This window comes from Pseudomonas sp. NA-150, from assembly GCF_044336365.1.
GTDB lineage: Bacteria > Pseudomonadota > Gammaproteobacteria > Pseudomonadales > Pseudomonadaceae > Aquipseudomonas.
In genome coordinates, this window is record NZ_CP172305.1 from 4,219,914 (window position 1) to 4,244,986 (window position 25,073).

A 25,073-nucleotide genomic window follows, 5' to 3' on the forward strand; every position below is an offset into this window, starting at 1 on the left:
AGGCACGTATGTCCCAAGCTGATAGCCCACTGCGTGGGTTGTACCCCTTCTTGCACGGCGACAAGCAAGCGGCCGACGCCGTCGATGCGGCCCTGCTCGAATCGCTGCAACAAAAAGCCGCGCACAGCGTTGAGGTGAAACAACGTTTTTTCGCCGAGAACGCACAGGCCGTGGTGGCGACCGCCCGCGCCATTGCCGAGGTGTACCGGCGCGGAGGACGAATGCTGGCAATGGGTAACGGTGGTTCCTCCTGTGACGCCGCGCATTTTACCGTCGAGTTCCTACACCCAATCACGGCTGGCAGACCAGCCTTGACCGCCACTAACCTGACAGCCGACCCGGCCATGATGACCGCCGTAGGCAATGATGTCGGCTTCGACCATATCTTCGTTCGTCAACTGATCGCGCTGGGTAGGCCCGAGGATGGCTTGGTCGGGTTTTCCACTAGTGGAAACTCGGGCAACTTGCTCAAGGCCTACGCCAAAGCCCGGGAGATGGGCATGACCACCCTTGGCCTGGCGGGTGGCGATGGCGGTGAAATGGCGCGTTCGGCCAACCTCGATCACTGCCTGGTGGTGCCCACCGACAGCATCCATCGGATCCAGGAAGTGCATGTCGCCACCTACCACATCCTCTGGGACCTGGTGCACACCCTGCTCGCCGATGAGCGCGGCGGCCTGGAGGTCTCCTCATGAAATTCGTCGACGAGTTCCGCGACCCGGCCAAGGCTCGAGTGCTGTTGACCAAGATCCAGGAACTGGTGCTGCAGATTCCGGCGTGCCGTCAACGCCCGCTACAACTGATGGAAGTCTGCGGCGGGCACACCCACTCGATCTTCAAATACGGCATCGAACAGATGCTGCCCGAGGCCATCGAGCTGATACACGGCCCCGGCTGCCCAGTGTGCGTCCTGCCAATGGGCCGGGTGGACGATTGCGTGGCTTTGGCGCAACACCCGAATATCATCTTCGCCACCTTCGGCGACGCCCTGCGTGTGCCCGGCTCGAAAAAGAGCCTGCTGCAGGCCAAGGCAGAGGGCGCCGATGTACGTCTGGTCTACTCGCCGATGGACGCGCTGAAGATCGCCCGCGACAACCCGACCCGCGAGGTGGTGTTCTTCGCCCTGGGCTTCGAAACCACGATGCCGTCCACAGCCCTGACTGTCCTGCGCGCCGACGCCGAGAACCTCGACAATTTCTCGGTGTTCTGCAATCACATCACCATCATCCCGACGATCAAGGCAATCCTCGACTCACCGGAGCTGACCCTGGACGGCTTCCTCGGTCCCGGCCACGTCAGCATGGTGATCGGCAGCGAGCCCTATGAATTCATTGCCCGGCACTACAACAAGCCGGTGGTCATCAGCGGCTTCGAACCGCTGGATATCCTCCAGTCGCTGTGGATGGTGGTCAAGCAACTGGCCGAGGGCCGCTGCGAGGTTGAAAACCAGTACCGCCGCGTGGTCCCCGAAGGCGGCAACAACCCGGCCCTGGACGCAGTGCACACCGTCTTCCAGTTGCGCGAATTCTTCGAATGGCGCGGTCTGGGCTCGATCGACCATTCGGGCGTCAAGCTGCGCGAGGCGTATGCCCGCTTCGATGCCGAGCGCAAGTACCCGGTCCCCAACCTGAAAATCGCCGACCCCAAGGCCTGCCAGTGCGGCGAAGTCCTCAAGGGTGTGATCAAGCCCTGGCAATGCAAGGTGTTCGGTACTGCCTGCACCCCGGAGATGCCCCTGGGGTCATTGATGGTTTCCAGCGAAGGCGCCTGTGCCGCCGTGTACAACTACGGCCGCATCGATTTGGTCGACATCCTGAAAAAACGCGAAGCCGCCGAAACGCAACCGCACAGGGAGCAACAGACATGACCCTACCGGGACCCGTCGATCTGGCCATCGATCCTTCGCCGCCGCGCATCCGCCAGCGCAGCGGCAAGGTGCGCGGCGACACCATCACCCTGGCCCACGGCAGTGGTGGCAAGGCCATGCGCGACCTGGTGGATGATGTGTTCGTCGCGACCTTCAACAACCCGCTGCTGGCGCCGCTGGAGGACCAGGCCCGCTTCGCACTCAGCGACCTGGCCAGCAACGGCGACCGCCTGGCGTTCACCACGGATTCTTACGTGGTCGATCCGCTGTTTTTTGCCGGGGGCAATATCGGTGATCTGGCGGTCAACGGTACGGTCAACGACCTTGCCGTTTCTGGCGCCCTGCCCCTGTACCTGTCCTGTGCAGTGATTCTCGAAGAGGGTTTTGCCGTGGCCGACTTGCGGCGCATCGTCGCCTCCATGCAAAAGGCGGCCGAGGTCGCCGGGGTAACGATCGTCACCGGCGACACCAAGGTGGTGGAGCGCGGCGCGGTCGACAAGCTGTTTATCAACACCAGTGGCATTGGTGTTATTCCGCGCGGCGTCAACATCGCCGCCACCCGTGCCCGGCCCGGCGACAAGGTACTGGTCAATGGCTACATCGGCGACCATGGCGTGGCCATCCTCTCGGCGCGGGACGACCTTGCGCTGGAAGTGCCGATCGAGAGCGACTGCCAGCCCTTGAACGGCCTGATCGCTGCGCTGCTCAAGGCCTGCCCTGACGTGCACTGCCTGCGCGATGCCACGCGCGGTGGCATCGCCACGGTGTTGAACGAGTTCGCCCAGGCGGCCAATGTGTGCGTCAACCTCGATGAACCGACTCTGCCGGTGCGCGAGGCGGTCAGGGGGGTGTCGGAAATTCTCGGCCTTGATCCCCTGTACTTCGCCAACGAGGGCAAGCTGGTGGCAGTGATTCCCGCCGCGCACGCCGAGGTTGCACTGGCCGCGATGCGCGCGCACCCGGCAGGCATCGACGCGGCGATCATCGGTGAAATCAGTGACGGCCCGGTGGGTTGCGTGATCATGCACACGGCCTTCGGCGGCGAACGCATTGTCGACATGCTGATCGGCGAACAACTGCCGAGGATCTGCTGATGCATGAACTGTCCATCACCCAGAGCATCGTCGAGGCCTGTAACGAGCGCGCGGGGGGCGCCCGGGTGCTGCGCGTCACGCTGGAGGTCGGCCGCTTGTCGTGCGTCATGCCGGACGCTCTGCGCTTTTGCTTCGACGTGGTCACCGAGGGCACGCCGTTGCAGGGCTCGACGCTTGAGATTATTACCCTGCCCGGCCTCAGCCGTTGCCGCGATTGCGGTGCGCCCGTGCAAATGCTCGACCTGCTTTCACGTTGCAGCTGCGGGTCGGTTAACCTGGAACGCCCCCAAGGCGGCGACCAGCTTCTGATCAAATCGATAGAAATAGAGGAGGCGGCCTGATGTGTGCCACCTGTGGTTGCTCCAATGGCGTCAAAGCGAGAATCACCGACCTGACCACCGCGACCCTGCAACCGGTTGCCGAGCAAGACCTGCACGGCGCCTACATCCGTATGCAGCAACCCCATCCAGCGCCCCGCCATGACGCCGACGCCGCGCAGCTGCATGCACAGGCTCACAGCCAGACGGTCAGTCTCAAGCAGGTCAAGCTGGAACAGGCCGTACTGGCCAAGAACAACCGCCTGGCCGAGCGTAATCGCCAATGGCTGAGCGCACGCGACATTCTGGCGCTGAACCTGGTGAGTTCCCCGGGTGCGGGCAAGACGACGTTGCTGGAACACACCCTGCGCGACCTTGCCGCTGAGATGTCGATCAGTGTGGTTGAAGGTGATCAGGAAACCCTGTTCGACGCCGAGCGTATCCGCGCCACGGGATGTCGCGCGGTACAGATCAATACCGGCACCGGCTGCCACCTGGAAGCCGCGATGCTGGCCGCTGCGCTTGAGCAACTCGCCCCCGCCGCCCATTCGCTGGTCATGGTGGAAAATGTGGGCAATCTGGTCTGCCCTGCCCTGTTCGATCTGGGCGAACGCGCCAAGGTGGTCATCCTCTCGGTCACCGAAGGCAGCGACAAACCGCTCAAATACCCGCATATGTTCAGGGCTTCAAGCCTGATGATCGTCAGCAAGATCGACCTGTTGCCCTATGTGGATTTTGACATGGCCGCCTGCATTGCTTACGCGCGCCGGATCAACCCCGACATCGAGGTGTTGCAGCTCTCCGCCACCCACGGCGAGGGGCTGGTCGACTGGTACGCCTGGTTGCGCAGGCAAAGGCCGAACGAAGCACACTCATCAAAGTGATTTCTCGACCTTGATGTCTTCAATGTGCTGCCATCGATAAATCGCCGCCGACACCAGCCAGCTCAGGATGAACACGCCGATGATCAGGTAACCGATGATGCCGAAGTGGTCGTTCAGTGCGCCCACCAGGTCCCAGAATCCACCCCTCAGTTCGAGCCTCTCGACCAACAGGCCCAGCCCCTCGATGGTCCCGACCAACAATGCGATCAGCACTGAAACCGAGGTGATCGTGATGTTGTAATACAGCTTGCGGATCGGTTTGACGAAGGCCCAGCCGTAGGCGCCGAGCATCAGGATGCTGTCCGTCGTATCGATCAGCGTCATGCCCGCCATGAACAGCACCGGGAACACCAGGATCGACCAGATCGGCATGCCTTGCGCGGCGCTGGCGGCGGAGATACCCAGCAGCCCGACTTCGGTCGCGGTGTCGAAGCCCAGGCCGAACAGCAAGCCGAGAAAATACAGGTGCCAGCTTTTTGTGATCAGCCCAAACAGCGGACGGAACAGGCGCGCCAGCAGGCCGCCGCCGGCCAGCAGCAGGTTCAGGTCTTCTTCGACGTAACGTTCGCCGCGCTTCACTCGGCGGAAGGTCTGGATCACCGAGCGCAGGATGACCAGGTTCATCACAGCAATCGCAAACAGAAAAGATGTGGACACCAGGGTACCGATCAACCCGCCGACGTCCTTGAACCCGGCCACCTTGTCTTGCATCGCCATGGCCGTCGCCGCAATCACCACCGAGGCCAGGACCACGATGGTGGAGTGCCCAAGCGAGAACATCAGCCCTACGGTGACGGGACGCTTACCGGCCTGCATCAGTTTTCGGGTCACATTGTCGATCGCGGCAATGTGGTCTGCATCCACCGCGTGTCGAAGCCCGAGGCTGTAAGCGAGCAGGCTGGTGCCCATGAAAAGCGGGTAATCATGGAACGCAGTGAAAGCCCATATCCATGCCACCGCATTGCAGATAATCAGCAGCGCATAGATCGCCGAAATTTTCTGCTTCAGCCGGCCACTTTCATCACCGAACAAGGCCTTCACTGGTGTTGTCATGAGACTCTCCAAGGATCGCAAGGAACCATAGGAAATGCTGCGGCAGACTGACTTGACAGAGCTGTTTCAGGCGTTGATTGATGGTAATACTTTTTTACAAAAACGTCCTACGAAAGACCTTGGTTTGCGCACTGCCCCGATGAGAGGACATCGCCCTGCACAGGGTGACGACAGCGATTACAACTGCGCCACACTCGGGTCGTCATCCACCACCGAATAGTGCTCCGGCAAGTTAGGCGGGCGATAGGTCAGCAAGCCATCCAGCCGTTGCTGGACCGAGCGATGCACCTGGATGCCGGGTTCGATATGCCGTGGTTCGGGCTCTCCAATCGGCGGCATTCGTCCGATGCGCCACTCGCGCTTGGCGTCGTCACCGTTCCACACCAATCGCGGCACCCACTCGGCAATTTTCCAGGGCTGGGTCATCGAATCGTGCATCGGGCCCATGGCATCCCCGACCACATTTTGGGTGGCTTTCAATTGCTCTTTGGCCTGGTCAAAGTCAACGTGCAAGCCGGCGGCCATGGCTTCCCCCAGCATCCAGCGCTGCGCGCCCAGGGCCAGTTGCGCTTCTTCCGGCGCGTAGCCACCGCCAATGTCCGAATGCACACCGGGGAACCAGACTTCCTTGATGTCGGTTGTGACGGTTGAGTTGACCCCCCACAAGTTAGTGCGAAAGAAACAACGGCGCTCGTCAATCGCCACCGCATGGCGCACCACTTCGACGATAGCGTTACTGGCGGTGTAGGGAATGATCAGGGGATCGTAGACCCAACCCACTGACTTGACGGTATCGAACAGCCCGAGAAAGCGGACATTCACCGGTTTGCCAAAGGTGGTTTTAAAGCGTGCTTGCAGTTCGAAGTCCGGCGCTTTTTTCGGCCCCTCTCGTGCCAACAGCATCGCCCAGGCGTAGTCGAACAAATGCGCCTGGTGCGCCGGCACCACCCCGACCGCGCGAATCAAGGCGGCCAGTGCCCTGGCGGCGTAGGCACCCCGGGAAAACCCGAAAATATAGAGTTCATCGCCGGCAGCGAGATTTTCGGCAATGAAGCGATACGCCCCTTCGATGGTGCGCTGAAAGCCCCAGCCGAACGCCAGGCCGAGCACCCGCGACGGCACTTTCTGCCAGTCGAACAGGGTTTCCTTCATGCCAAAGGTGCCGACCCCCTGATCATAGTAAGCCAGCACTTGATCCGGGTTGCTCGACAGCGAGCGCAACAATCTGATGATGTTGGTCGGACAGTGACTGAACCGATTCCCTGTACCGTCGAGGCAAACCACTAACTGTCGGGCCATGGCAGCGTTCCAATGAAATGAGCGGTGGATTCAAGTTTTTCATTGGGGATTACAGCACGCTGCGGACATTCAGCAAGTAGGTTCGCGAAAGCGGTGTCTCAGTGCCGCCGCCAGGCAAACCTGCCACAGAGGGTCAAGACGGTATCTACAATTTTGGGCAAACCCGTCCGCGGCCGCTGCGTTTGGCCTGGTACAGTTGGATATCCGCCGCCGCCAGCAGCGCTTCGGGACCGGAACCGGTGGTGGGTGTCAGGGTGGCGACGCCCAGCGATGCGGTGATTACCCGATCGATGTCCGAGCCCTTATGCTCAATCTCCAGTTCACGGATATTGGCCAGCATCGTTTCAGCCATGCCGAGCGCACCTTCCAGCCCGGTCCTGGGCAGGATGCAGGCGAACTCTTCGCCACCATAGCGAGCCACGCTGTCATAGGGGCGTCGCAGGGTTTCGGACAGGGCTTTCGCCACTCGCTTCAGGCAAGCATCGCCGCGCTGGTGCCCATAATGGTCGTTGTAGCGCTTGAAATAATCGATATCGAGCAACACCAGCGAGATCGGGTTTTTTTCCCGCAGGCACTGGCGCCAGTTGGTCAGCAGGTCGTCGTCGAACTTGCGCCGGTTGCCGACGCCCGTCAGGCCATCCAGCAGCGCACTGGCGCGCAGCAGATCACCTTGCAGCTTAACTGTCAGTTGAGTACCGACCCGAGCCCGGACGATCACCGAGTTGATTGGCTTGGTGATGAAGTCAACCGCGCCCAAACCGAGGGCGACCACTTCGTCGGCTTCCTGGTTCTGCGCCGTGATAAAAATGATCGGAATGGTGCTGGTCGCAGGATCGGCCTTGAGCTGGCGGCACACCTCATGCCCGTCGATGTCATCCATCACCACGTCCAGCAGGATCAGGTCCGGCAACTCGGCCTGACACACCTTGAGCGCCTGTGCGCCGCTGGTGGCCATGAACACGTCACACTGCGCGGAAAACAGTTCGTGCAGCACCCGAATGGTGGTCGGTTGGTCATCGGCGATCAGGATTTTCGGGCGCCGATTGGCGTGTAGCAGCCAACTCTCGAGAATGCGTTCCATGGCTACGGTTGCTCCAACATATCGCGAGCACTGAGTGCCGCCGTGGTGAAATCCAATGCCCTCACCTGTTTGAGGAACAGCTCAAATCGTGCAGAGCGCTGTTGCTGTGTCCGCGCCGCCAGCGCTTCGGCTGCCGCGATGGCGCGCAGGTTGGACGCATCGAGCAAGGTCAGGATGCTGCTCAACTGAACGCGCCACTCGGCCAACGGTAGCTCGTCTTCGACCCATGCGTCCTGTTCATCCGGTTCGGCAAACGCACTCATCAGTTGTTGCACGCTGGCATTGAGCAGTTGCCTCAACTCTGCGACGGTGCCAGCGGCCAACCGCTCGGTGATCGCCGACGCCTCGCCTTCGTTCAATGCCTGCTCAAGGTCCCCGGCTTTGCTGGAAAGCGCCTTGGCACCCACGGTTCCGGCACTGCCCTTGATCGCATGCAACACGCTCACCGCCGCCACCCCATTATGGCTGGTGATCTGTTCTTCAAGGCTCGACAGCTGCTTCTCGGTTTCGGGACCAAAAATTCTCAGCACACTGCGAATCAAATCCAGATTACCGTCCAGCCGCTCAACGATGGAGGCACGCGCTTCGATCAACGACTCAGTGATCATCGATGAATCGCCGTGGGCCAACATCGGTGGCCGCTGGCTGTCGACCTGGGTGCGGATCACCGAGACCAGCGACGCCAGATCGATGGGTTTGCCGACATGGCCATTCATGCCCGCCTGCAGGCAGGCTTGGCGGTCGATGGCGGAGGCATTGGCGGTGATCGCGATGATTGGCAACGTGGCGAAGCGCGGGTTGGCCCGAATCCGCCGGGTCGCCTCGTAGCCGTCGATGTCTGGCATCTGCACGTCCATCAGCACCGCGTCGAAGGCGTGCGGCGCCAGGGTCACGCACCTCACCCCTTCCAGCCCGCCATCGGCCAGTTGCACCTGGGCGCCCTCGGTCCTGAGCAATTCTTCGATGACCTGGCGGTTCAGCGCGTTGTCCTCGACCACCAACAGCCGCAGCCCCTTGAGACGTGCCGCGGGTTTGCGCGGCAACACCTTGCCTTCGGTCGGCCCCACGTAACCGTGCAAGGCGCGCAGCACCACCTCGGTCAGTTGCCGTGGCGTCACCGGCTTGGTGATGAAACCGGCGAACGGCGCATCGCCCCGCTCGTAGGTTTCGGCAAGAATTTCGCGGCCATAGGCGGTGATCATCACCACCACCGGCGGCGGGGTTCGGCCTTTTACCTCGCGAATCAGCTTCGCCGCGTTCATCCCGCTCAGGTCCGGCATACGCCAGTCCATCAACACCGCGTCATAGCGCTCGCCTTCGTTGACTGTTTCACTGATGCGGGTGACCGCGTCGATGCCGCTGCTCACCAGATCGGCCTGCCAACCCAGCGCGGTCACCGTGCGCACCAGCAGTTCGGCAGCGATCGGGTTGTCGTCGACCACCAGCAGGCGCATGGGCGGTTCGGCGGCGAGACGCCCATCAGCGACGGCCACCGGCACCGACGAATCAATATCCAGCCACAGGTCGAACCAGAAGCGGCTGCCGACATCCGGTCGGCTTTGCACCTGCAGCTCGCCGCCCATCAAACCCACCAGACGCTTGCAGATCACCAGCCCGAGGCCCGAGCCACCAAAGCGCCGCGACGTCGAGGCTTCGGCCTGACTGAACCCGTCAAAGATCCGCGCCTGCTGCTCGGGGCTGATACCGATCCCGCTGTCCGTCACCGCCACCCGGATACACACCGTCGACCCCGTGTAGCTCAAGCGCTCCAGGCTGACGATCACCTGGCCTTTCAAGGTGAATTTCAACGCGTTGCCGGCCAGGTTGATTAACACCTGCTGCAATCGCAGGCTGTCGCCGATCAACGCGCTGGGCAACGCCGGATCAAGGTCGAACAACACTTCGATTTCTTTCTGGCCCTGATTGCCGGCCAACACCACGCTCAGGTCCTGCATCAAGGATTCGAGGTCGAAGGGATGGGGGTCGAGCTGCAGTTTGCCGGCCTCGATCTTCGAGTAGTCGAGGATGTCATTGAGCAGGCCGAGCAGTGATTTGGCCGCGGTCTGCGCCTTGTTCACATAGTCGCGCTGGCGCAAGTTCAGCGGCGTCAACAATACCAGGTGCAGCATGCCCAGCACCGCGTTCATCGGCGTGCGGATCTCGTGGCTCATGTTGGCCAGAAACGAGGATTTGGCCGCGCTTGCGGCATCCGCGTGTTCCTTGGCCCGGCGCAGATTGACTTGCAGTTCGTGTTGCGCGGTGACGTCGTGGTTGATCCCGGTCATCAGCACCGGGGTGCCCCAGCTGTCACGCTGGACCCGAACGCCGGTCTCCACATGCCGCACGCGGCCATCGGGCAGTACTACGCGAAAGGATGGTAGAAAGTTTTGTCGGTCGTCCAGCACCGCATCGATCGCCTTTTTCACGTTGTCGACATCTTCCGGGTGAACCCGCGAGCTCCACAGCTCGAAGGTCAGCGCTGTGCCGACCTCAGCCGGCGAATAACCATAGATCTCGAACATTTGGTCATTCCACTGCACCGTGCCGTCGCTCAGGTTCCATGACCAGATGCCCAGCTCGGCGATGTCGGCGGCCAACAACATGTGATCGCGGGTGGCCGCCAGATCGCTGGCGTTGCTTTTTTTGCTCCGAGATATCCGTGATCACGCAGACAAAGCGCCGCTCGCCCGCTCCGCGCATCGCGCCGGTGGACACGTGCGCGGCAAACACCGACCCATCCTTGCGCATTCCGGCCAATTCCACGCCGCTGCCCGCGTCAGTGAAACCGTTCTCGGCGAACTGCACGCTGTACTCCTGATACGCCTGCAGATGCGAATCCGGCACCAGATCACGGACACTGAGCCCGATGATGTCCTGTGGCTCGTAACCGAACTCCCGTTGCCCGGCGCGGTTGACCGAGCGCACCCGCCCTTCGCTGTCCACCGTGATGATCGGGTTGACGGCGGTGTCGAGGATCGCTCGGGTGGTTTCCAGGCTGGCCGCCAGTTCCTTTTCCGTTTTGCCTTGCAGGTTGACCTGCCGAATCAGCCGCCAGCCAAAGATCGCTAACACGCACACCAGCAGACCGATGCCGCCGGCATGCCACAGCGTATCGGTCCACCAGGTGGCGAGGATTTCATCCTGCGACAGGGCTGCGGCGACGAACAACGGGTAGTTATGCAAACTGCGAAAACTGTTGAGGCGCAGCACACCGTCCTGCGACGACTGGGTGGAGAAGGTCCCGGACGTCCCTTGGGCCACGTGTTCGCGGAACAGCATGGTGTTGAGCATGCCGGCGCCGACAAAGCGCTCTTCGTAAGGCCTGCGCACGGCCATCACACCATTGTTGAACGCCAGCACCACCGCGCCTTCGTGGCCGATATCGAGGTGGTTGTAGAACTGCAGGAAGAAATCAACATCGATGGCTGCCAACGCCACGCCGGCAAAGCTGCCATCCTCGGCGTCGATTCGCCGTGACACCGGGATCACCCACTTGCCCGAGGTCCGGCTCAGCACCGGAGGCGAGAGGTGCGCGCCGCGATCGGTATGATCGCGATGGTAGGCAAAATACTCGCGGTCAGCGTTGTTATGGCTGTTTAAAGGCCCTGGCAATGCATTGATGACCAGGTCGCCATCGCTGTTGAATAAAAACAGGCCACTGACTTGCTCAAGTTCTCCCAGGCGTGAAATGAATCGCTGATGCAATCGCTCTAGAGCCGTCGGGGATACACCGTCGTGCTCGACCCGTTCGACGATGCCGCCGAGCACGGTGTCGACTTCCTTGAAGGTGTCGTCGGCGTGCTGCGCCATGGCCCGCGCCAGGTTTGCCGTGGCGGTGGTCATCTCGGCCAGCTGCACCTTGCGCGAGGCCACGCTGCGCCAAATATCGGTCCCCACCAGTAACGTGCACATGATGGAAATGAACAACGTCATTCGGAAGGTCAGCGAAAACCGTTGTGCCACGTATGCGTTCCCGAGATGAGAATCGATTATTGATCTGGCAGTCTGGATCAAAGGTCGATACCCGGCAAACTATTGGCGCGGAAAATCCCGGGGATGTCGCAAATGGCTCAGTAAACATCTCTCAAGTAGCGTTTTTGCTCGACTAACTCGCGGATATGTTCGCCGGCCTGCTCCTCACTCAATCCGCCTTGCTGACGTGCGACGTCGCGCAGTGCCTGGTCGACATCCTTGGCCATCTGGCTGGCATCGCCGCAGACATACAGACGCGCCCCGTCCTGCAACCAGCGCCACAGCTCGGCGCCCTGCTCGCGAATGCGGTCCTGGACATAGATCTTGTGCGCCTGATCCCGAGAGAACGCCACGCTGAGGTGCGTCAGCAGCCCATCGTCGCGCATGCCTTCCAGCTCTTCACGGTAGTAAAAATCAGTCACCGCGTGCTGCTCGCCAAAAAACAACCAGTTCTTGCCCTGATCACCGCGCATCCGTCGCTCTTGCAGAAAGGCACGAAACGGTGCCACCCCGGTGCCGGGGCCGATCATGATGGTCGGCAGGTTGCCATCGACCGGAGGTCGAAAGTGCTTCGACGGCTGCACGAACACCGGCACCTGAGCACTGTGCGCGCGGTCGGCGAGGAAGGTCGAGGACACTCCCTTGCGCTGGCCATAACGGACGGTAGCAACCGTGAGGTGCACTTCCTGCGGGTGTGCCTTGGGGCTGGACGAGATCGAGTACACCCTGGGTTGCAAGCGTTTGAGCGTGGTCAGCAGTTCGTCGGCGTCACACACCAGCGGATACGCCTGTAACACATCCGCCAGTTGCCGCCCCCACAACCAGTCTTTCAGTTCAGCTTTGTTTTCGCTGGCAAGCAGGCGTTTGAGGCCCGGATTGGCACTGCGTTCGGCGATAAAGGCCAACGTCTCGTGGCTAGGCCGCGCAATTTCAAAGTGCTCGCTCAGCGCCTGACCCAGCGCGAGCTCGCCCAGCGAACCGACGCGCACCGGGGTATCGACGCCCAGCCCGGTGAGCCCGAGCACCTCGCCGACCAATTCCGGGCAATTGCGCGGCCACACGCCCAAGGCATCGCCCGCCTCGTAATGCAGGCCGGAATCGGCCAGGTCCAGGGCGAACATGCGTGTGTCCTTGTTCGCGCTGCGGCTGTTGAGTCGACGATTGGTCAGCAACCGTGACGCGTGCGGACGCGCCTTGCTCGGCGTTTCCACCGCATTGGCCAACCAAGCGTTGGCCCTCGCCTCGGTGGCTGACGGCGCGACGCCCAGCGTCTGCTGCAAAACGGCCAACCAGGCATCGGCAGGCGCCTGGTAGTCGCTATCGCAATCGACCCGGGCCAGCAACGGCGTCGCGCCCAACGCCTGCAAGCGTTGATCCAGCTGCTTGCCGTGTTGGCAGAACTGATCGTAATTAGGGTCACCCAGCGCCAGCACGGCATAACGCAGTGATTCAAGACGCAAGCTGTCATCGCTCAACGCTTGCCAGAAGGCCTGGCCGTTGTCTGGAGCATCGCCGTCACCAAAGGTACTGCTGATCAGCGCGACGTTACCGCCTCGGCTCAAGCGGCTCGCCGGGTAATCCGCCATGGCACTCAGCGCCACCACCAGCCCGGCATCGCGCAAACGCGCGGCATAGGCTTCGGCCAGGGCCTCGGCGTTGCCGGTTTGCGAGGCCCAGAGCAAGGTCAGTCCCGGTTCCTCAGAGGCTGCCAAAGAATCGCTGATCGCTATCGGCGCCGGAATCGCAAAGGTCCGATGGGGGATCAGTTCGACACGCTGCAACGCCACCGCGCAGAACTTGAGTTCCGGTTGCCGGGAAATCGGGTCAACGGCGTCGTTGGTCACCGCGTTGATCGCCAGTTGCTCACCGAACACATCGTTCCAATGAAACGGCGCAAAACAATTGCCCTGACGCACCCGATCACTGACCACCGCTGGCAGCACCGCGCGCCCGCGCGGGGAGCGTATTTCCACCTGATCCTTGTCACGAATACCAAGGCTGGCCGCGTCCTCGGGATGAATTTCGATAAAGGGTCCGGGGTTCAGTTTGTTCAGCGTCGGTACTTTTCCGGTCTTGGTCAGGGTGTGCCACTGATGCTGCAACCGCCCGCTATTGAGGACGAAGGGAAACGCCTGATCGGGCATTTCGGCGGGCGGCATGTGCGGGCGCGGGAGGAACACGCCCTTGCCACTCGGTGTGGGGAACACAATCGGCGCAGTGTTATCGGGCGTGAGGTAACGGATCGGATTGCGGTCCCCGGCGCCCTCGCCACAGGGCCATTGGCGCGATTTCTCCCGCAGTTGCGGATAGCTGGCACCGCGGATGTCATAGCCGGTGGCGGGGTTCCAGGCGCGCTTGATTTCCTCGAACACCGCCTCGGCGTCGGCATAGTTGAAGTGCTGTTCGAAGCCCATTTCACAGGCCACCCGCGCGATGATCTGCCAGTCGGGCAGCGTGTCGCCAGGGGCGTCCACGGCTTTCTGCATCAGGGTCAGGTTGCGTTCTGAATTGATCATCACCCCTTCCGCCTCGGCCCACAGCGCGCCAGGCAGTAGGATGTCGGCGTAACGATTGGTCTCGGTATCCAGATAGGCGTCCTGAGCGATCACCAGCTCGGCCCGTTGCAGCGCTTCGATCACCGCCTGCCGATTGGCCACCGAGGCCACTGGGTTGGTGCAGATGATCCAGCAGGCCTTGATCGTGCCGGCGCGCATCTGTTCGAACATCTCGATGGTGCCGCCACCGGCGTCCTGGCGCAGGCTGCCGTGGGGGATTGCCCACAGGTCTTCGATGAAATCGCGGTCAGCGTCGACCAACACCGAGCGTTGTCCCGGCAGGCCGGGGCCCATGTAGCCCATCTCGCGCCCACCCATGGCGTTGGGTTGGCCGGTCAGGGAAAACGGCCCACTGCCCGGCCGGCAGATCGCGCCGGTGGCCAGGTGCAGATTGCACAGGGCATTGGTGTTCCAGGTGCCGTGGGTGCTTTGGTTGAGGCCCATGGTCCAGCAGCTCATCCACTCGGCCGCTTCGCCGATCCACTGCGCGGCCTGACGAATGTCGTGCTCGGGAATGCCGGTGATCGCGGCGACTTTCTCCGGCGAGTAATCATCGAGGAACTCGGACATCGCCTCCCAGCCTTCGGTAAACGAGGCAATGAACGCCGGATCGGTATGGCCGTTCTTCAACAGCAGATGCAACAGGCCATTGAGCAGCGCCAGATCGGTGCCCGGCTTGATCTGCAAAAACAGCCCAGCCTTGTCCGCCGTCGCACTGCGGCGCGGATCGACCACGATCAACTTCGCCCCGGCCTTGACCCGATCCATCATGCGCAGGAACAGGATCGGGTGACAGTCCGCCATGTTGGCGCCGATGACGAAGAACAGCTCGGCATGGTCGAAGTCTTCATAAGAGCCCGGCGGCCCATCGGCGCCCAGCGACAACTTATAACCACTGCCGGCGCTGGCCATGCACAGCCGTGAGTTGGACTCGATGTGCGGGGTGCGCACGAAACCCTTGGCCAATTTGTTGGCCAGGTATTGCGCCTCCAGCGACATTTGCCCCGACACATAAAACGCCAGCGCGTCCGGGCCATGTTGGTCGAGGATGCCGCGCAGGCGCCGGGCGGTTTCGCTGATCGCCTGGTCGATTGGCGTGCGCACCGGGTCGCGGCTGCGCTCATGACGCAGGTACGCGTACTCCATCCGGCCCGAGTCGGCGATGGCCTGGCCACTGGTGGTGCCCTTGGTGCACAGGCGCCCGAAGTTGCTCGGATGGGTCGTGTCGCCGGTGACCTTGACCACTCGGTTATCGGCGACCTGCATGACAATGCCGCACCCCACACCACAGTAAGGACACACGCTGCGCACTGTTTTATTCGCCATGGATCACCCCTAATCGAGAACAAAAAAAAGCGCCCTGCAGCCCTCCGTCGAAACGGGGACTGCACGGCGCCTTTGTCGTGAAGATGGCAATCGGCGTTGACTACCTGTGCGAGGTGCTTTGCAAAGCACACGCCAGAGTGGCCATAGGGCGATTTTTAGCGGGGTGGCGGTTGAAAACCGCGAATCAAACAGCACGGCGGATGCACGGATTTAAAGCGACGCCCCCTGTCGGCGCACCAAGCCAACGCAAAAACCTGATGCAAGCATAGATTTCGTAGGCGCTGCCGAAGGCTGAGACAGGTACTAAAAAGCGGTGAATATCCTGAGGTTATCGCAGGCTTCGGCGGCTCCTACAGGGGACTCACGCATAACTGGCACAAGCTCTGCATAAGCTTCACCAGCCCCACCATGAACATCTGGCAGGAGCGCCCGGTCGATCAACGAAGATCGCCAGCCCTGAATAAGGGCCACGGGCTAATCAGGTGCACCCGGCAGCGTGGCCCGGTGACACCCATGAATCAACAGGCAAAGGCGCCTGGGACCGAAAGGTTCCGGGCGCTTTTTTTTTGCTTTCGAAAAACCTGATTGGCTTTGGCCGGGACGTCTTATGAATTCCATCGTCGCTGCTTTCGACCCCGCTTCTGTTAACCCGCTGCAGACCCTGATCGTGATTGGCAACGGCATGGTCGGTCACCATTGCGTCGAACAGTTGATCGCTGCCGGTGCGCTGAATCGCTATCAGATTCATGTGTTCGGTGAGGAACCCCAGCGCGCCTACGACCGCGTGCACCTGTCCGAATACTTCGGCGGTCGCGACGCCGAGTCGCTGGCCATGAGTGACGCTTCGCTGTATCAGCAAAACGGCCTGACGCTGCACCTCGGCGTGCCGGTGCTGGAGATCGACCGCGTGCGCCGCGAGGTGATCACCGCCCACGGCTGCTTCGCCTACGACACCCTGGTGCTGGCCACCGGCTCGTACCCCTTCGTGCCACCGATTGAAGGCGCCGAGGGCAATTCGCGGCTGGTCTATCGCACCCTCGACGACCTCGACACCATCCGCGCCGCGGCCAACCAGGCGCGCCGTGGCGTGGTGGTCGGTGGTGGCCTGCTGGGTCTGGAAGCGGCCAATGCGCTGAAATCGCTGGGTCTCGAAGCCCACGTGGTGGAGTTCGCCCCACGCCTGATGCCAGTGCAACTGGACGATTTTGGCGGCGCGGCGCTGAAGGCGCGCATCGAAACCCTGGGCGTCGGCGTGCACCTATCCCGCGCCACTCAATCGATCAGCGCCGGCGAGGACTATCGCTACCGGATGAATTTCGCCAACGACGAGTTTCTCGAAACCGACTTGATTGTGTTCTCGGCCGGCATTCGTCCGCAGGACGCGCTGGCCCGCCAGTGCAAGCTGGAACTCGGCCCACGCGGCGGCATCGCCATCGACGAGCATTGCCGCACCAGCGACGCCGACATCTTTGCCATCGGCGAATGCGCGGCGTGGAACGGCAGCGTCTTCGGCCTGGTCGCGCCTGGGTATCAGATGGCGCGTAACGTCGCCGCACAACTGTGCGAGCAGGATGCCGAGCCGTTCTTCGGCGCCGACATGTCGACCAAACTCAAACTGCTCGGGGTCGATGTCGGCTCCATCGGCGATGCCCATGGCGCCTTGCCAGGCTCGCGCAGCTACCGCTTTATCGACGAAGCCACCTCCAGCTACCGGCGTCTGGTGGTCTCCGCCGACGGCAAAACCGTGCTCGGCGCAGTACTGGTGGGCGACAACAGTTACTACGACACGCTGCTGCAATATGCGCAGAACGGCATCGCCCTGCCCGCCGATCCATCCAGCCTGATCCTGCCCCGTGGCGAAGGCGCGCCGACCCTGGGCGTCGATGCACTGCCTGCGGCCGCCACTGTGTGCTCGTGCCATAACGTCAGCAAAGGCGCGATCTGCTCGGCGATCGACAGCGGCTGCGGCGACCTCGCCAGCCTCAAGGGCCAGACCAAGGCCGGCACTGGTTGTGGCGGCTGCTCGGCGCTGCTCAAGCAAGTCTTCGAGCATGAGTTGAGCGCACGCGGCGTGGTGGTGGACAAGAGCCTTTGCGAGCACTTTTCCTATACCCGTCAGGAGCTGTATTCGATGGTGCGCATCGAAGGCATCGAAACCTTCGACGCCCTGCTCGCGCGCCATGGTCGCGGTGAACACGGCTGCGATCTGTGCAAGCCGGTGGTGGGTTCGATCCTCGCCTCATGCTGGAACCGGCCGATCCAGGAGCCATGGCTGGTGCCGTTGCAGGACACCAACGACACCTTCATGGCCAACATGCAGAAGAACGGCACCTATTCGGTGGTGCCACGGATTCCGGGCGGCGAAGTGACCCCGGACGGCCTGATCGCCATCGGTGCCGTAGCGAAAAAATATGACCTCTACACCAAGATCACCGGCGGCCAGCGCATCGACCTGTTCGGCGCGCAACTGCACGAACTGCCGGACATCTGGGCCGAGCTGATCGCCGCCGGGTTCGAAACCGGCCACGCCTACGGTAAGTCCACGCGCACCGTGAAGTCCTGCGTCGGCAGCACCTGGTGCCGTTATGGCGTGCAAGACAGCGTGAAGATGGCGCTGCGGATCGAGGATCGCTACAAGGGCCTGCGTTCGCCGCACAAGCTGAAATTCGCGGTGTCCGGTTGCACCCGCGAGTGCGCCGAAGCGCAGAGCAAGGACGTCGGCATCATCGCCACCGAGAAAGGCTGGAACCTGTATCTGTGCGGCAACGGCGGCATGCGTCCGCGCCATGCCGAACTGTTCGCCACCGACCTCGACGATGAAACGCTGATCCGCTACATCGATCGATTCCTGATGCTCTACATCCGCACCGCCGACAAATTGCAGCGCACTTCGGTATGGCGCGAAACCCTGGAAGGCGGCCTGAATTACCTCAAGGCAGTGATCATCGATGACAGCCTCGACCTTGCCGATGAACTGGAAGCGCAGATGCAACTGGTGGTCGACCGTTATGAATGCGAATGGGCCAACACCCTCAACGACCCGGAAAAACTCAAACGCTTCCGCACTTTCGTCAACGACAAAGGCGCCGACCCGGATATCCATTTCGTCCGTGAACGAGAACAGCGGCGCCCGGTCAAGGCGTCCGAACTTTCCCTTATTCCACTCTTCGAAGAGGTGCTCTGATGGGCCAGTCCACTAGCGCAATTGCCGAGCCACGTCAGGCCATTGAGCCGCACACGCACTGGCGCTCACTGTGCAGCCGTTGGGACCTGATCGCCAATTCCGGCGTGGTCGCCCTGCTCGATGACGCGCAAATCGCCCTGTTCCACCTGCCGCACACCGCAGACGGCGAACAGCTCTACGCCGTGGCCAACCGCGACCCGAAATCCGGGGCCAATGTGATTGGTCGCGGGTTGATCGGCGAAATGGGTGGCGAGTTGGTGGTGGCTTCGCCGATGTTCAAACAGCACTTCCGTCTGCACGACGGCTCGTGCGTGGAGTACCCGGAGCAGCCACTCAAGGTGTGGCCGGTGCGCTTGAATGGGGATTCGGTGGAGATTGGGGTGGTGCGGGTTTAGCGGTTGCGCGATTGTGATACCGCAATCCTGTAGGAGCTGCCGAAGGCTGCAAAAAGGTTCGTAGAACCTTCAGCAATTATTGGAGCGGCCCAAACCGATCGCAGCCTTCGGCAGCTCCTACAGGGGTCTTGTGTCGTATCAGGCGACGTTCGCCTCAAGCTCGGCCAACGTCAGATCCAGGCACAACCGCGCCTTGCTCACCAGCTCATCGATCTCTTCCTTGCTGATCACCAGCGGCGGGGAAATGATCATGGTGTCGCCCACCGCGCGCATGATCAGGCCGTTGTTGAAGCAATGGCCACGGCAGATCATGCCGACGCCTTTGTCCTTGAAGCGCTCGCGCGTCTGCTTGTCCTTGACCAGTTCGATGGCGCCGAGCATGCCCACGCCACGGACCTCGCCAACCAACGGGTGATCGCTCAGTTCGCTCAAGCGCTGCTGCAAATACGGCCCTGTCTGCGCACGTACTTTTTCGAGGATTTCCTCTTCACGCAGGATCCGCAGGTTTTCCAGGGCGACCGCGGCCGCCACCGGGTGGCCTGAATAAGTGAAGCCGTGGTTGAAGTCGCCGCCTTCGTTGAGCACCTCGACCACCTTGTCGCTGACGATGACCCCGCCCATCGGGATGTAACCGGAGGTCAGCCCTTTGGCGATGGTCATCAGGTCTGGCTTGAGGTCGTAGTAGTCGGAGCCGAACCATTCGCCTGTGCGTCCGAAGCCACAGATGACCTCGTCAGCGACGAACAGGATGTCGTACCTGGCGAGGACTTCTTTGATCTTCGGCCAGTAGCTGGCCGGCGGAATGATCACCCCACCCGCGCCCTGGATCGGCTCGGCGATGAAGGCCGCGACATTGTCTTCGCCGACTTCGAGGATTTTCAACTCCAGTTGCTCGGCGGCCCAGATGCCGAATGCCTCGGGGGTCATGTCGCCGCCCTCGCCGAACCAGTAAGGCTGCGCGATGTGCACGATACCGGGAATCGGCAGATCGCCCTGCTCATGCATACCCGACATGCCGCCCAGGCTGGCACCGGCCACCGTCGAGCCGTGGTAACCGTTGACGCGGCCAATGATGACTTTCTTGTCCTTCTTGCCTTTGAGCGCCCAGTAGTGACGCACCATGCGCAGTACGGTGTCGTTGCCTTCGGAACCGGAGCCAGTGAAGAACACGTGGTTCATGTGCGCCGGCGCCAGATCGGCGATGGCCTTGGCCAACTCCAATACCGGTGGGTGAGCGGTCATGAAAAAGGTGTTGTAGAACGCCAGTTCCTTCATCTGTTTGCTGGCTGCATCGGCCAGTTCGTCACGCCCGTAACCGATCGCGACACACCACAGCCCGGCCATCCCGTCGAGAATCTTGTTGCCCTCGCTGTCCCAGATGTAGACGCCTTTGCCATGGGTGATGATCCGCGGGCCTTGGGCCTTCAACTGCTTGAAATCGCTGAACGGCGCCAGGTGATGGTCATTGCTCAGGGACTGCCATTTCAGGGTCTGCGAGTTGCTCATGATGGACTCCGTAACGTCGTATAGCGCGCTGTCTGGGAAGGCGACTGGTTGTCACCGGGACGCGGAATTAAAGGAACCAGCGGTATTCGCGGGTGCTGATGTCTTGCAGGAACGCCTGATGGTCCTGGCGCTTGTTGGCGCAATAGACATCGACGAACTCGGCGCCCAGGCCGGCGCATACCTGTGGGTGCTGGTGCATGGCGCGCACGGCGTCCAGCACGTCCAGCGGAAAATCAATGCCGCTGTTGCGATCCTCGTTCAGCGGCGCGATCGGTTCACGCCGCTGCTCCAGGCCGTGTTCGAGACCAACGAGGATCGCCGCCAGCACCAGGTATGGGTTGGCATCGGCGCCCGGCAGGCGATATTCGATGCGCAGATTTTTCGCGTCCGATTCCGGAATGCGGATGCAGGCGTCGCGATCTTCATACCCCCAACTGGCGCGCGTGGCCGCGTTCACCGTGCCGCCCAGGCGGCGGTAGGAATTCTGGTTCGGCGCAAAGATCGGCATGCAGTGCGGCAGTAGATCCAGGCACCCGGCCACGGCGTGACGCAAGGCTTGCTGATCGTTGGCGGTCAGCAGGTTGTTGCGCGCTTCGTCATACAGGCTTACGTGAACGTGCATGCCACTGCCCGGATGCTGCAGGTAAGGCTTGGCCATAAAGCTGGCCCGGTAGCCATGTTTCAACGCCACGCCGCGGGTGCTGCGACAGAACAAGGCGGCCCAGTCGGCGGCTTTCAGGCCATCGTCGAGGTGGCTGAAATTGATCTCGAATTGCCCCGGGCCGATTTCGGCGGTGACCACCGTGGTGTCGACGCCTTGCTCGCGTGCGGTCTCGACCATGTCGTCGAGCACCGGCGAGAAGCGAGACAAGCGTTCGATGTGCATGTTGGGCTGATCGTCGCTGTCATCGGACAGTTGATCACGGGGGAATTGCGGCAGGCCGTCGTTCAACTTTTTATCGAACAGGTAGAACTCCAGTTCGAACGCCACCACCGGGTAAATGCCTTTATCGCGTAGGCGCTTCAGCACACTGGCCAGCACTTCACGCGGCTCGAACTCAATCGGTGCCGCCGTGCCGTCCGAGGTGATCAGCATTTGCCCCATGGGCTGGGTTTCCCAGCTCACCGGCTTCAGCGTTCCCGGCACCAGGCGCCGCAGGACATCCGGGTCGCCATCATGGAAACAATAATCGCCAATCTTGAACAAGCCACCCTGCACGCCCAGCAACACGCAGTTCTGCGGCAACTTCAACGCACTGCCCGCCGCGACTTTCTCAAGCATCTCCACCGGGTAGCGCTTGCCATAAAAGTGCCCGGGAATGTCGAGGGCAATGAGGTCGACGTAGCGCACCTCGGGATAGCGTTGGCGAAAGGCCTGAACTTCAGCCAACAAATCGGCGTTCATCGTAATGATCCTTCAGTCTTGGGCGAGCGGCGAGTCAGACGACAGGCCATCTCATGAATAATTCTTAAGATAATTTCATGAAAAAATAGCTGATAAATTTCACATCGTCAATATTTTCAAACAGATTTGGCTCATATTCAGATTTATGAATGAAAACGTTTTAAATAATTGACGAGCACAGTGAAGACGCGAACAAGGGACATCACTTCACATAACTTAGGCAGCCCTACCCAAACGCAACGCAGCCCTCTGGCGACAGGCATCGCCGAAGGCCTGGAAAATGCTCAGGTACGGCGGGTTGGACAGCACCTCCCATTCCGGATGCCATTGCACACCGACGGCAAACGCCAGACTGTCCTGTACCGAGACCGCTTCGATCAACCCATCCGGTGCCACAGCCTCGACCCGCAGGCACGACGCCAAGCGGTCGATGCCTTGCGAGTGGATCGAGTTCACCTGAATAACCGCTGGCAAACCAAGGGCGGCAAATACCCCACCCGGTTGGATATGCATTGCGTGAGCCGGGGCAAACTGCAGCGCAGGGCTCGAATCATCCGCCTCGCGATGGTCCATGTACGCACCGGTTTCATGCACCTTCTGATGCAGACTGCCACCGAAGGCAACGTTCAACTCCTGAAAGCCCCGACAGATGCCCAGCAGCGGAACACCGGCCGCCACCGCCGCGCGAATCAGCGGCAGCGTGGTGCCGTCCCGGGCCGGATCGTGGGCAGTGCCGGCTTCGCTGTCCGGCCCCTGATAATGCGCGGGCTCGACGTTGGACGGCGAACCGGTCAGCAGCAGGCCATCCAGGTTCGCCAACAGCGCTTCAATGTCCGTCAACTCCGCCAGCGATGGCAGAATCATCGGCAGCCCGTTGGCGGCCAGCGTCACCGCGCGCAGGTACTTGTCACCCGTGACATGGTAAGCAAACTGGCCGATGTTTTTGACGCACGCAGAAACGCCGACCACTGGTTTTAAATTCATCAGAGTCACCTCGAAAAAGCAGCAACAGATCATTAAAAGAAGGCTTGAACACTGCGCCGATGCACAGCCGCAATCAGGTAAACACCCACAGCACCCGCGCAGGTTTGTCTGACAGGTTCGCGTACTTGAACGGCGCATGGGCCGGCAATTGGAAGCTGTCGTTGGGGTACAGCGTGACCGGCGCCTGCTCATCCAGCCAAACCGTCAACTCGCCCTCCAACACAAAGCCGCCCTGTTCGGAACTGTCGTCCAAATGCCCCTTGCCACTGGTTGCACCGGGCGCCAGATGGCTTTCAAGCATGGAGAAGCCGGCCGACATCTTCGGCGACACCAGCACGTCGGTGATGCCTTCGGCGTAATACAAGGTCCGGCGCTCGTCCGGTCGAGTGACCCAGGACACCGCGCGCGGTTTGGACAGGCTGTAAAAATAGGTGGTCGGCACGCCCAACGCCTCACTGATCGCGGTCAGGTCGGCCACCGTGGGACGAGAAATCCCGCGCTCCACTTGCGATAGAAAACCCACCGAGCGACCGATTTTTTCCGACAATACACCCAGCGTCACGTTTTTGTGCTCACGCAGGTCGCGGATCAGAATCGACAGGCTTTCAAGCTCCTCGCCCATGTTCATTCACACTTCCTCAAATCGGTTACATCAGGTTGATGGCAGATGCGTTTGGTGAATTATTATGCGAGAGTTTTCATGAAATAAATAGATTAAATTTTCATGGACACCGTCACCCTCTCAAAATCTGCTCAGGTCTAGTGCAGCCGCAGTAATGACAACTGATTCGTCGACAATGGCTCAAACACGGGCTTTTTTACGAAAGATCCGGGATAAATCGAATTGAGCTAACATTTATCGCGATTACGCATGAGTAATCGCTCAGACCACCCTCAAAAGATCTATTACAAACGACAAATCGTTTTCATTTGCGGTAAAGTTTGCCCCCATGTCAGTACCGCCAGACCCACACAAAAAAACTTCCTGAGCAGGAGCAATAACAACAATGGATCTGCTTCCAGAGGGACCTCTATCCGACGACGCGGAGGAGCAGCTTCCCGATTTCACGGCAGAGATGATTTTGACCGCGGGCGCACAGGATCAGCGCGCGAACGATCGGGAATACCAACGACGTTGGTATGACTCTTTACCGGCCACCAGCCAGGAAGAAGTCCGCGATAAAATCCGCGCGGAGATTTCACGGATTCGATCAGAATTGGGCAAGCGCACCGAGCCGGTGTATCCGCTGCCAGCCAAACGCCGCGAGCAAGGCTGAAAAGGTGAGCCACACCCTGGGAAAGGCATGACCCACCCAAGGTGTCTGCAGCCAGCGCGCTTCGGCGTTGAGGTCAGAGCCCGGACACCACATGCCCGCCATCGACCGTCACCACCGACCCCGTCATCCACGATGACGCCTGCGTCGCCAACAACAGCAACGCACCGTCCAGTTCCTCGGGATTGCCGAGCCGTCGCATCGGAATGCGCTGGATTAGCGCGGCGCCGTGCGGCGTGTCCCAAGTCTCTTGGGTCATTTCGGTGTTGATGTAGCCCGGCGCAATCGCGTTGACCCGAATACCGTGACGCGCCCACTCCAGCGCCAGGCTCTTGGTCAGGTGCACCACCGCTGCCTTTGACGCGGAATACGCGGCGACGCCGGGCATCACGCGCTCGGCCTGAATCGAGGCAATGTTGACGATCACCCCGCCGCGCCCCGCGGCTTTCCACACCCGTGCGACCTCGGTCGACATCAGCCATACACCGCGCAGATTGGTCGCCATCACCTCGTCGAACTCTTTGATGCTCTGGCTCATGGCAAAGCCTTCTCGCCCGACACCGGCATTGTTGACCAGGATATCCAGAGGCTTGCCGGTCTCGGTGATGGTACCGATGGCGTTCGTTACTGAAGCCGCCTGCGCGACGTCCAGTTCGATCACCGTGACCTGTTGCGCGCCCAGTGCCTGCAACTCGCCCGCCAGTGATTCAAGCCGCTCTTTGCGCCGTGCGGCGATCACCACCTCGGCACCGCAGCGCGCCGCCAGCCGGGCGAAGTGATTGCCCAGGCCCGACGACGCGCCAGTGATCAGAATTCGTTGTCCGTTGAGCAGTGCCCCGATGTTCATGCCGTGTCTCCGTTGTTGTTATCAATCGTT

General features: G+C 61.2%; 19 protein-coding genes. 8 read left to right on the forward strand and 11 right to left on the reverse strand.

Annotated elements, in window-relative coordinates:
• Positions 1-8: 8 nt before the first annotated feature.
• From ACF0H7_RS19995 to hypB, 5 genes are read left to right on the forward strand one after another with little or no spacing between them, the layout of a single operon-like run.
• Positions 9-695, forward strand: a complete 687-nt coding sequence (locus ACF0H7_RS19995; RefSeq protein WP_397448608.1) for an SIS domain-containing protein — start codon at positions 9-11, stop codon at positions 693-695.
• Entirely contained in the window at positions 692-1,867 is a 1,176-nt protein-coding gene (gene hypD, locus ACF0H7_RS20000; protein WP_397448609.1) for a hydrogenase formation protein HypD, read from the forward strand. The genes ACF0H7_RS19995 and hypD overlap by 4 nt, the downstream gene beginning before the upstream one ends.
• The gene (gene hypE / locus ACF0H7_RS20005) at positions 1,864-2,961 is read left to right on the forward strand and encodes a hydrogenase expression/formation protein HypE (RefSeq protein ID WP_397448610.1); all 1,098 of its coding nucleotides are present in this window, start codon (positions 1,864-1,866) and stop codon (positions 2,959-2,961) included. The genes hypD and hypE overlap by 4 nt, the downstream gene beginning before the upstream one ends.
• The gene (locus tag ACF0H7_RS20010; protein ID WP_397448611.1) at positions 2,961-3,302 is read left to right on the forward strand and encodes a hydrogenase maturation nickel metallochaperone HypA; all 342 of its coding nucleotides are present in this window, start codon (positions 2,961-2,963) and stop codon (positions 3,300-3,302) included. The genes hypE and ACF0H7_RS20010 overlap by 1 nt, the downstream gene beginning before the upstream one ends.
• Entirely contained in the window at positions 3,302-4,162 is an 861-nt protein-coding gene (gene hypB, locus ACF0H7_RS20015; RefSeq protein WP_397448612.1) for a hydrogenase nickel incorporation protein HypB, read from the forward strand. The genes ACF0H7_RS20010 and hypB overlap by 1 nt, the downstream gene beginning before the upstream one ends.
• On the opposite strand, the gene ACF0H7_RS20020 is transcribed toward hypB, so the two are convergent.
• From ACF0H7_RS20020 to ACF0H7_RS20045, 6 genes are all read right to left on the reverse strand, one after another.
• Entirely contained in the window at positions 4,154-5,215 is a 1,062-nt protein-coding gene (locus tag ACF0H7_RS20020; RefSeq protein WP_397448613.1) for a HoxN/HupN/NixA family nickel/cobalt transporter, read from the reverse strand. The two genes, hypB and ACF0H7_RS20020, sit on opposite strands and share 9 nt — an antisense overlap.
• A gap of 177 nt (positions 5,216-5,392) precedes the next feature.
• Positions 5,393-6,514 carry a DUF2235 domain-containing protein gene (locus ACF0H7_RS20025; RefSeq protein ID WP_397448614.1) on the reverse strand — a complete coding sequence of 374 codons (1,122 nt, stop codon included), beginning with the start codon at positions 6,512-6,514 and terminating at the stop codon, positions 5,393-5,395.
• 145 nt (positions 6,515-6,659) lie between these two features.
• Complete coding sequence (locus tag ACF0H7_RS20030) at positions 6,660-7,595, reverse strand: diguanylate cyclase domain-containing protein (RefSeq protein WP_397448615.1); 936 nt, start codon at positions 7,593-7,595, stop codon at positions 6,660-6,662.
• A 2-nt stretch (positions 7,596-7,597) separates the two neighbouring features.
• Positions 7,598-10,198, reverse strand: a complete 2,601-nt coding sequence (locus tag ACF0H7_RS20035) for a response regulator (RefSeq protein WP_397448616.1) — start codon at positions 10,196-10,198, stop codon at positions 7,598-7,600.
• Positions 10,122-11,558, reverse strand: coding sequence for a PAS domain S-box protein (locus tag ACF0H7_RS20040; protein ID WP_397448617.1), 1,437 nt, complete (start codon positions 11,556-11,558; stop codon positions 10,122-10,124). Before ACF0H7_RS20040 ends, ACF0H7_RS20035 begins: the two co-directional genes overlap by 77 nt.
• A gap of 107 nt (positions 11,559-11,665) precedes the next feature.
• A complete protein-coding gene (locus ACF0H7_RS20045; RefSeq protein WP_397448618.1) occupies positions 11,666-15,448 on the reverse strand; it encodes a molybdopterin-dependent oxidoreductase in 3,783 nt (1,260 codons plus the stop codon).
• 607 nt (positions 15,449-16,055) lie between these two features.
• Here ACF0H7_RS20045 and nirB point away from each other — a divergent pair.
• Both nirB and nirD read left to right on the forward strand, forming a co-directional pair.
• Positions 16,056-18,632 (forward strand): nitrite reductase large subunit NirB, encoded by a 2,577-nt coding sequence (nirB, locus tag ACF0H7_RS20050; protein WP_397448619.1) that lies wholly within the window; start codon positions 16,056-16,058, stop codon positions 18,630-18,632.
• Positions 18,632-19,027: a nitrite reductase small subunit NirD gene (gene nirD / locus ACF0H7_RS20055; RefSeq protein WP_397448620.1), complete on the forward strand. Its 396-nt coding sequence runs from the start codon at positions 18,632-18,634 to the stop codon at positions 19,025-19,027. The genes nirB and nirD overlap by 1 nt, the downstream gene beginning before the upstream one ends.
• Before the next feature lie 138 nt (positions 19,028-19,165).
• Here nirD and ACF0H7_RS20060 read toward each other — a convergent pair whose 3' ends face one another.
• The 4 genes from ACF0H7_RS20060 to ACF0H7_RS20075 form a co-directional block, all read right to left on the reverse strand.
• Positions 19,166-20,533 carry an aspartate aminotransferase family protein gene (locus ACF0H7_RS20060; protein WP_397448621.1) on the reverse strand — a complete coding sequence of 456 codons (1,368 nt, stop codon included), beginning with the start codon at positions 20,531-20,533 and terminating at the stop codon, positions 19,166-19,168.
• A 67-nt stretch (positions 20,534-20,600) separates the two neighbouring features.
• A complete protein-coding gene (locus tag ACF0H7_RS20065) occupies positions 20,601-21,938 on the reverse strand; it encodes a glutamine synthetase family protein (protein ID WP_397448622.1) in 1,338 nt (445 codons plus the stop codon).
• Between the two features lie 216 nt (positions 21,939-22,154).
• On the reverse strand, positions 22,155-22,922 hold the full coding sequence (locus ACF0H7_RS20070) for a gamma-glutamyl-gamma-aminobutyrate hydrolase family protein (RefSeq protein WP_397448623.1): 768 nt from the start codon (positions 22,920-22,922) through the stop codon (positions 22,155-22,157).
• Positions 22,923-22,995: 73 nt separating this feature from the next.
• Positions 22,996-23,550, reverse strand: coding sequence for a helix-turn-helix domain-containing protein (locus ACF0H7_RS20075; protein ID WP_397448624.1), 555 nt, complete (start codon positions 23,548-23,550; stop codon positions 22,996-22,998).
• 379 nt (positions 23,551-23,929) lie between these two features.
• Here ACF0H7_RS20075 and ACF0H7_RS20080 point away from each other — a divergent pair, with 379 nt between their 5' ends.
• On the forward strand, positions 23,930-24,199 hold the full coding sequence (locus ACF0H7_RS20080) for a hypothetical protein (protein ID WP_397448625.1): 270 nt from the start codon (positions 23,930-23,932) through the stop codon (positions 24,197-24,199).
• A gap of 73 nt (positions 24,200-24,272) precedes the next feature.
• Here ACF0H7_RS20080 and ACF0H7_RS20085 read toward each other — a convergent pair whose 3' ends face one another.
• On the reverse strand, positions 24,273-25,043 hold the full coding sequence (locus ACF0H7_RS20085; RefSeq protein ID WP_397448626.1) for an SDR family NAD(P)-dependent oxidoreductase: 771 nt from the start codon (positions 25,041-25,043) through the stop codon (positions 24,273-24,275).
• Positions 25,044-25,073: the final 30 nt, after the last annotated feature.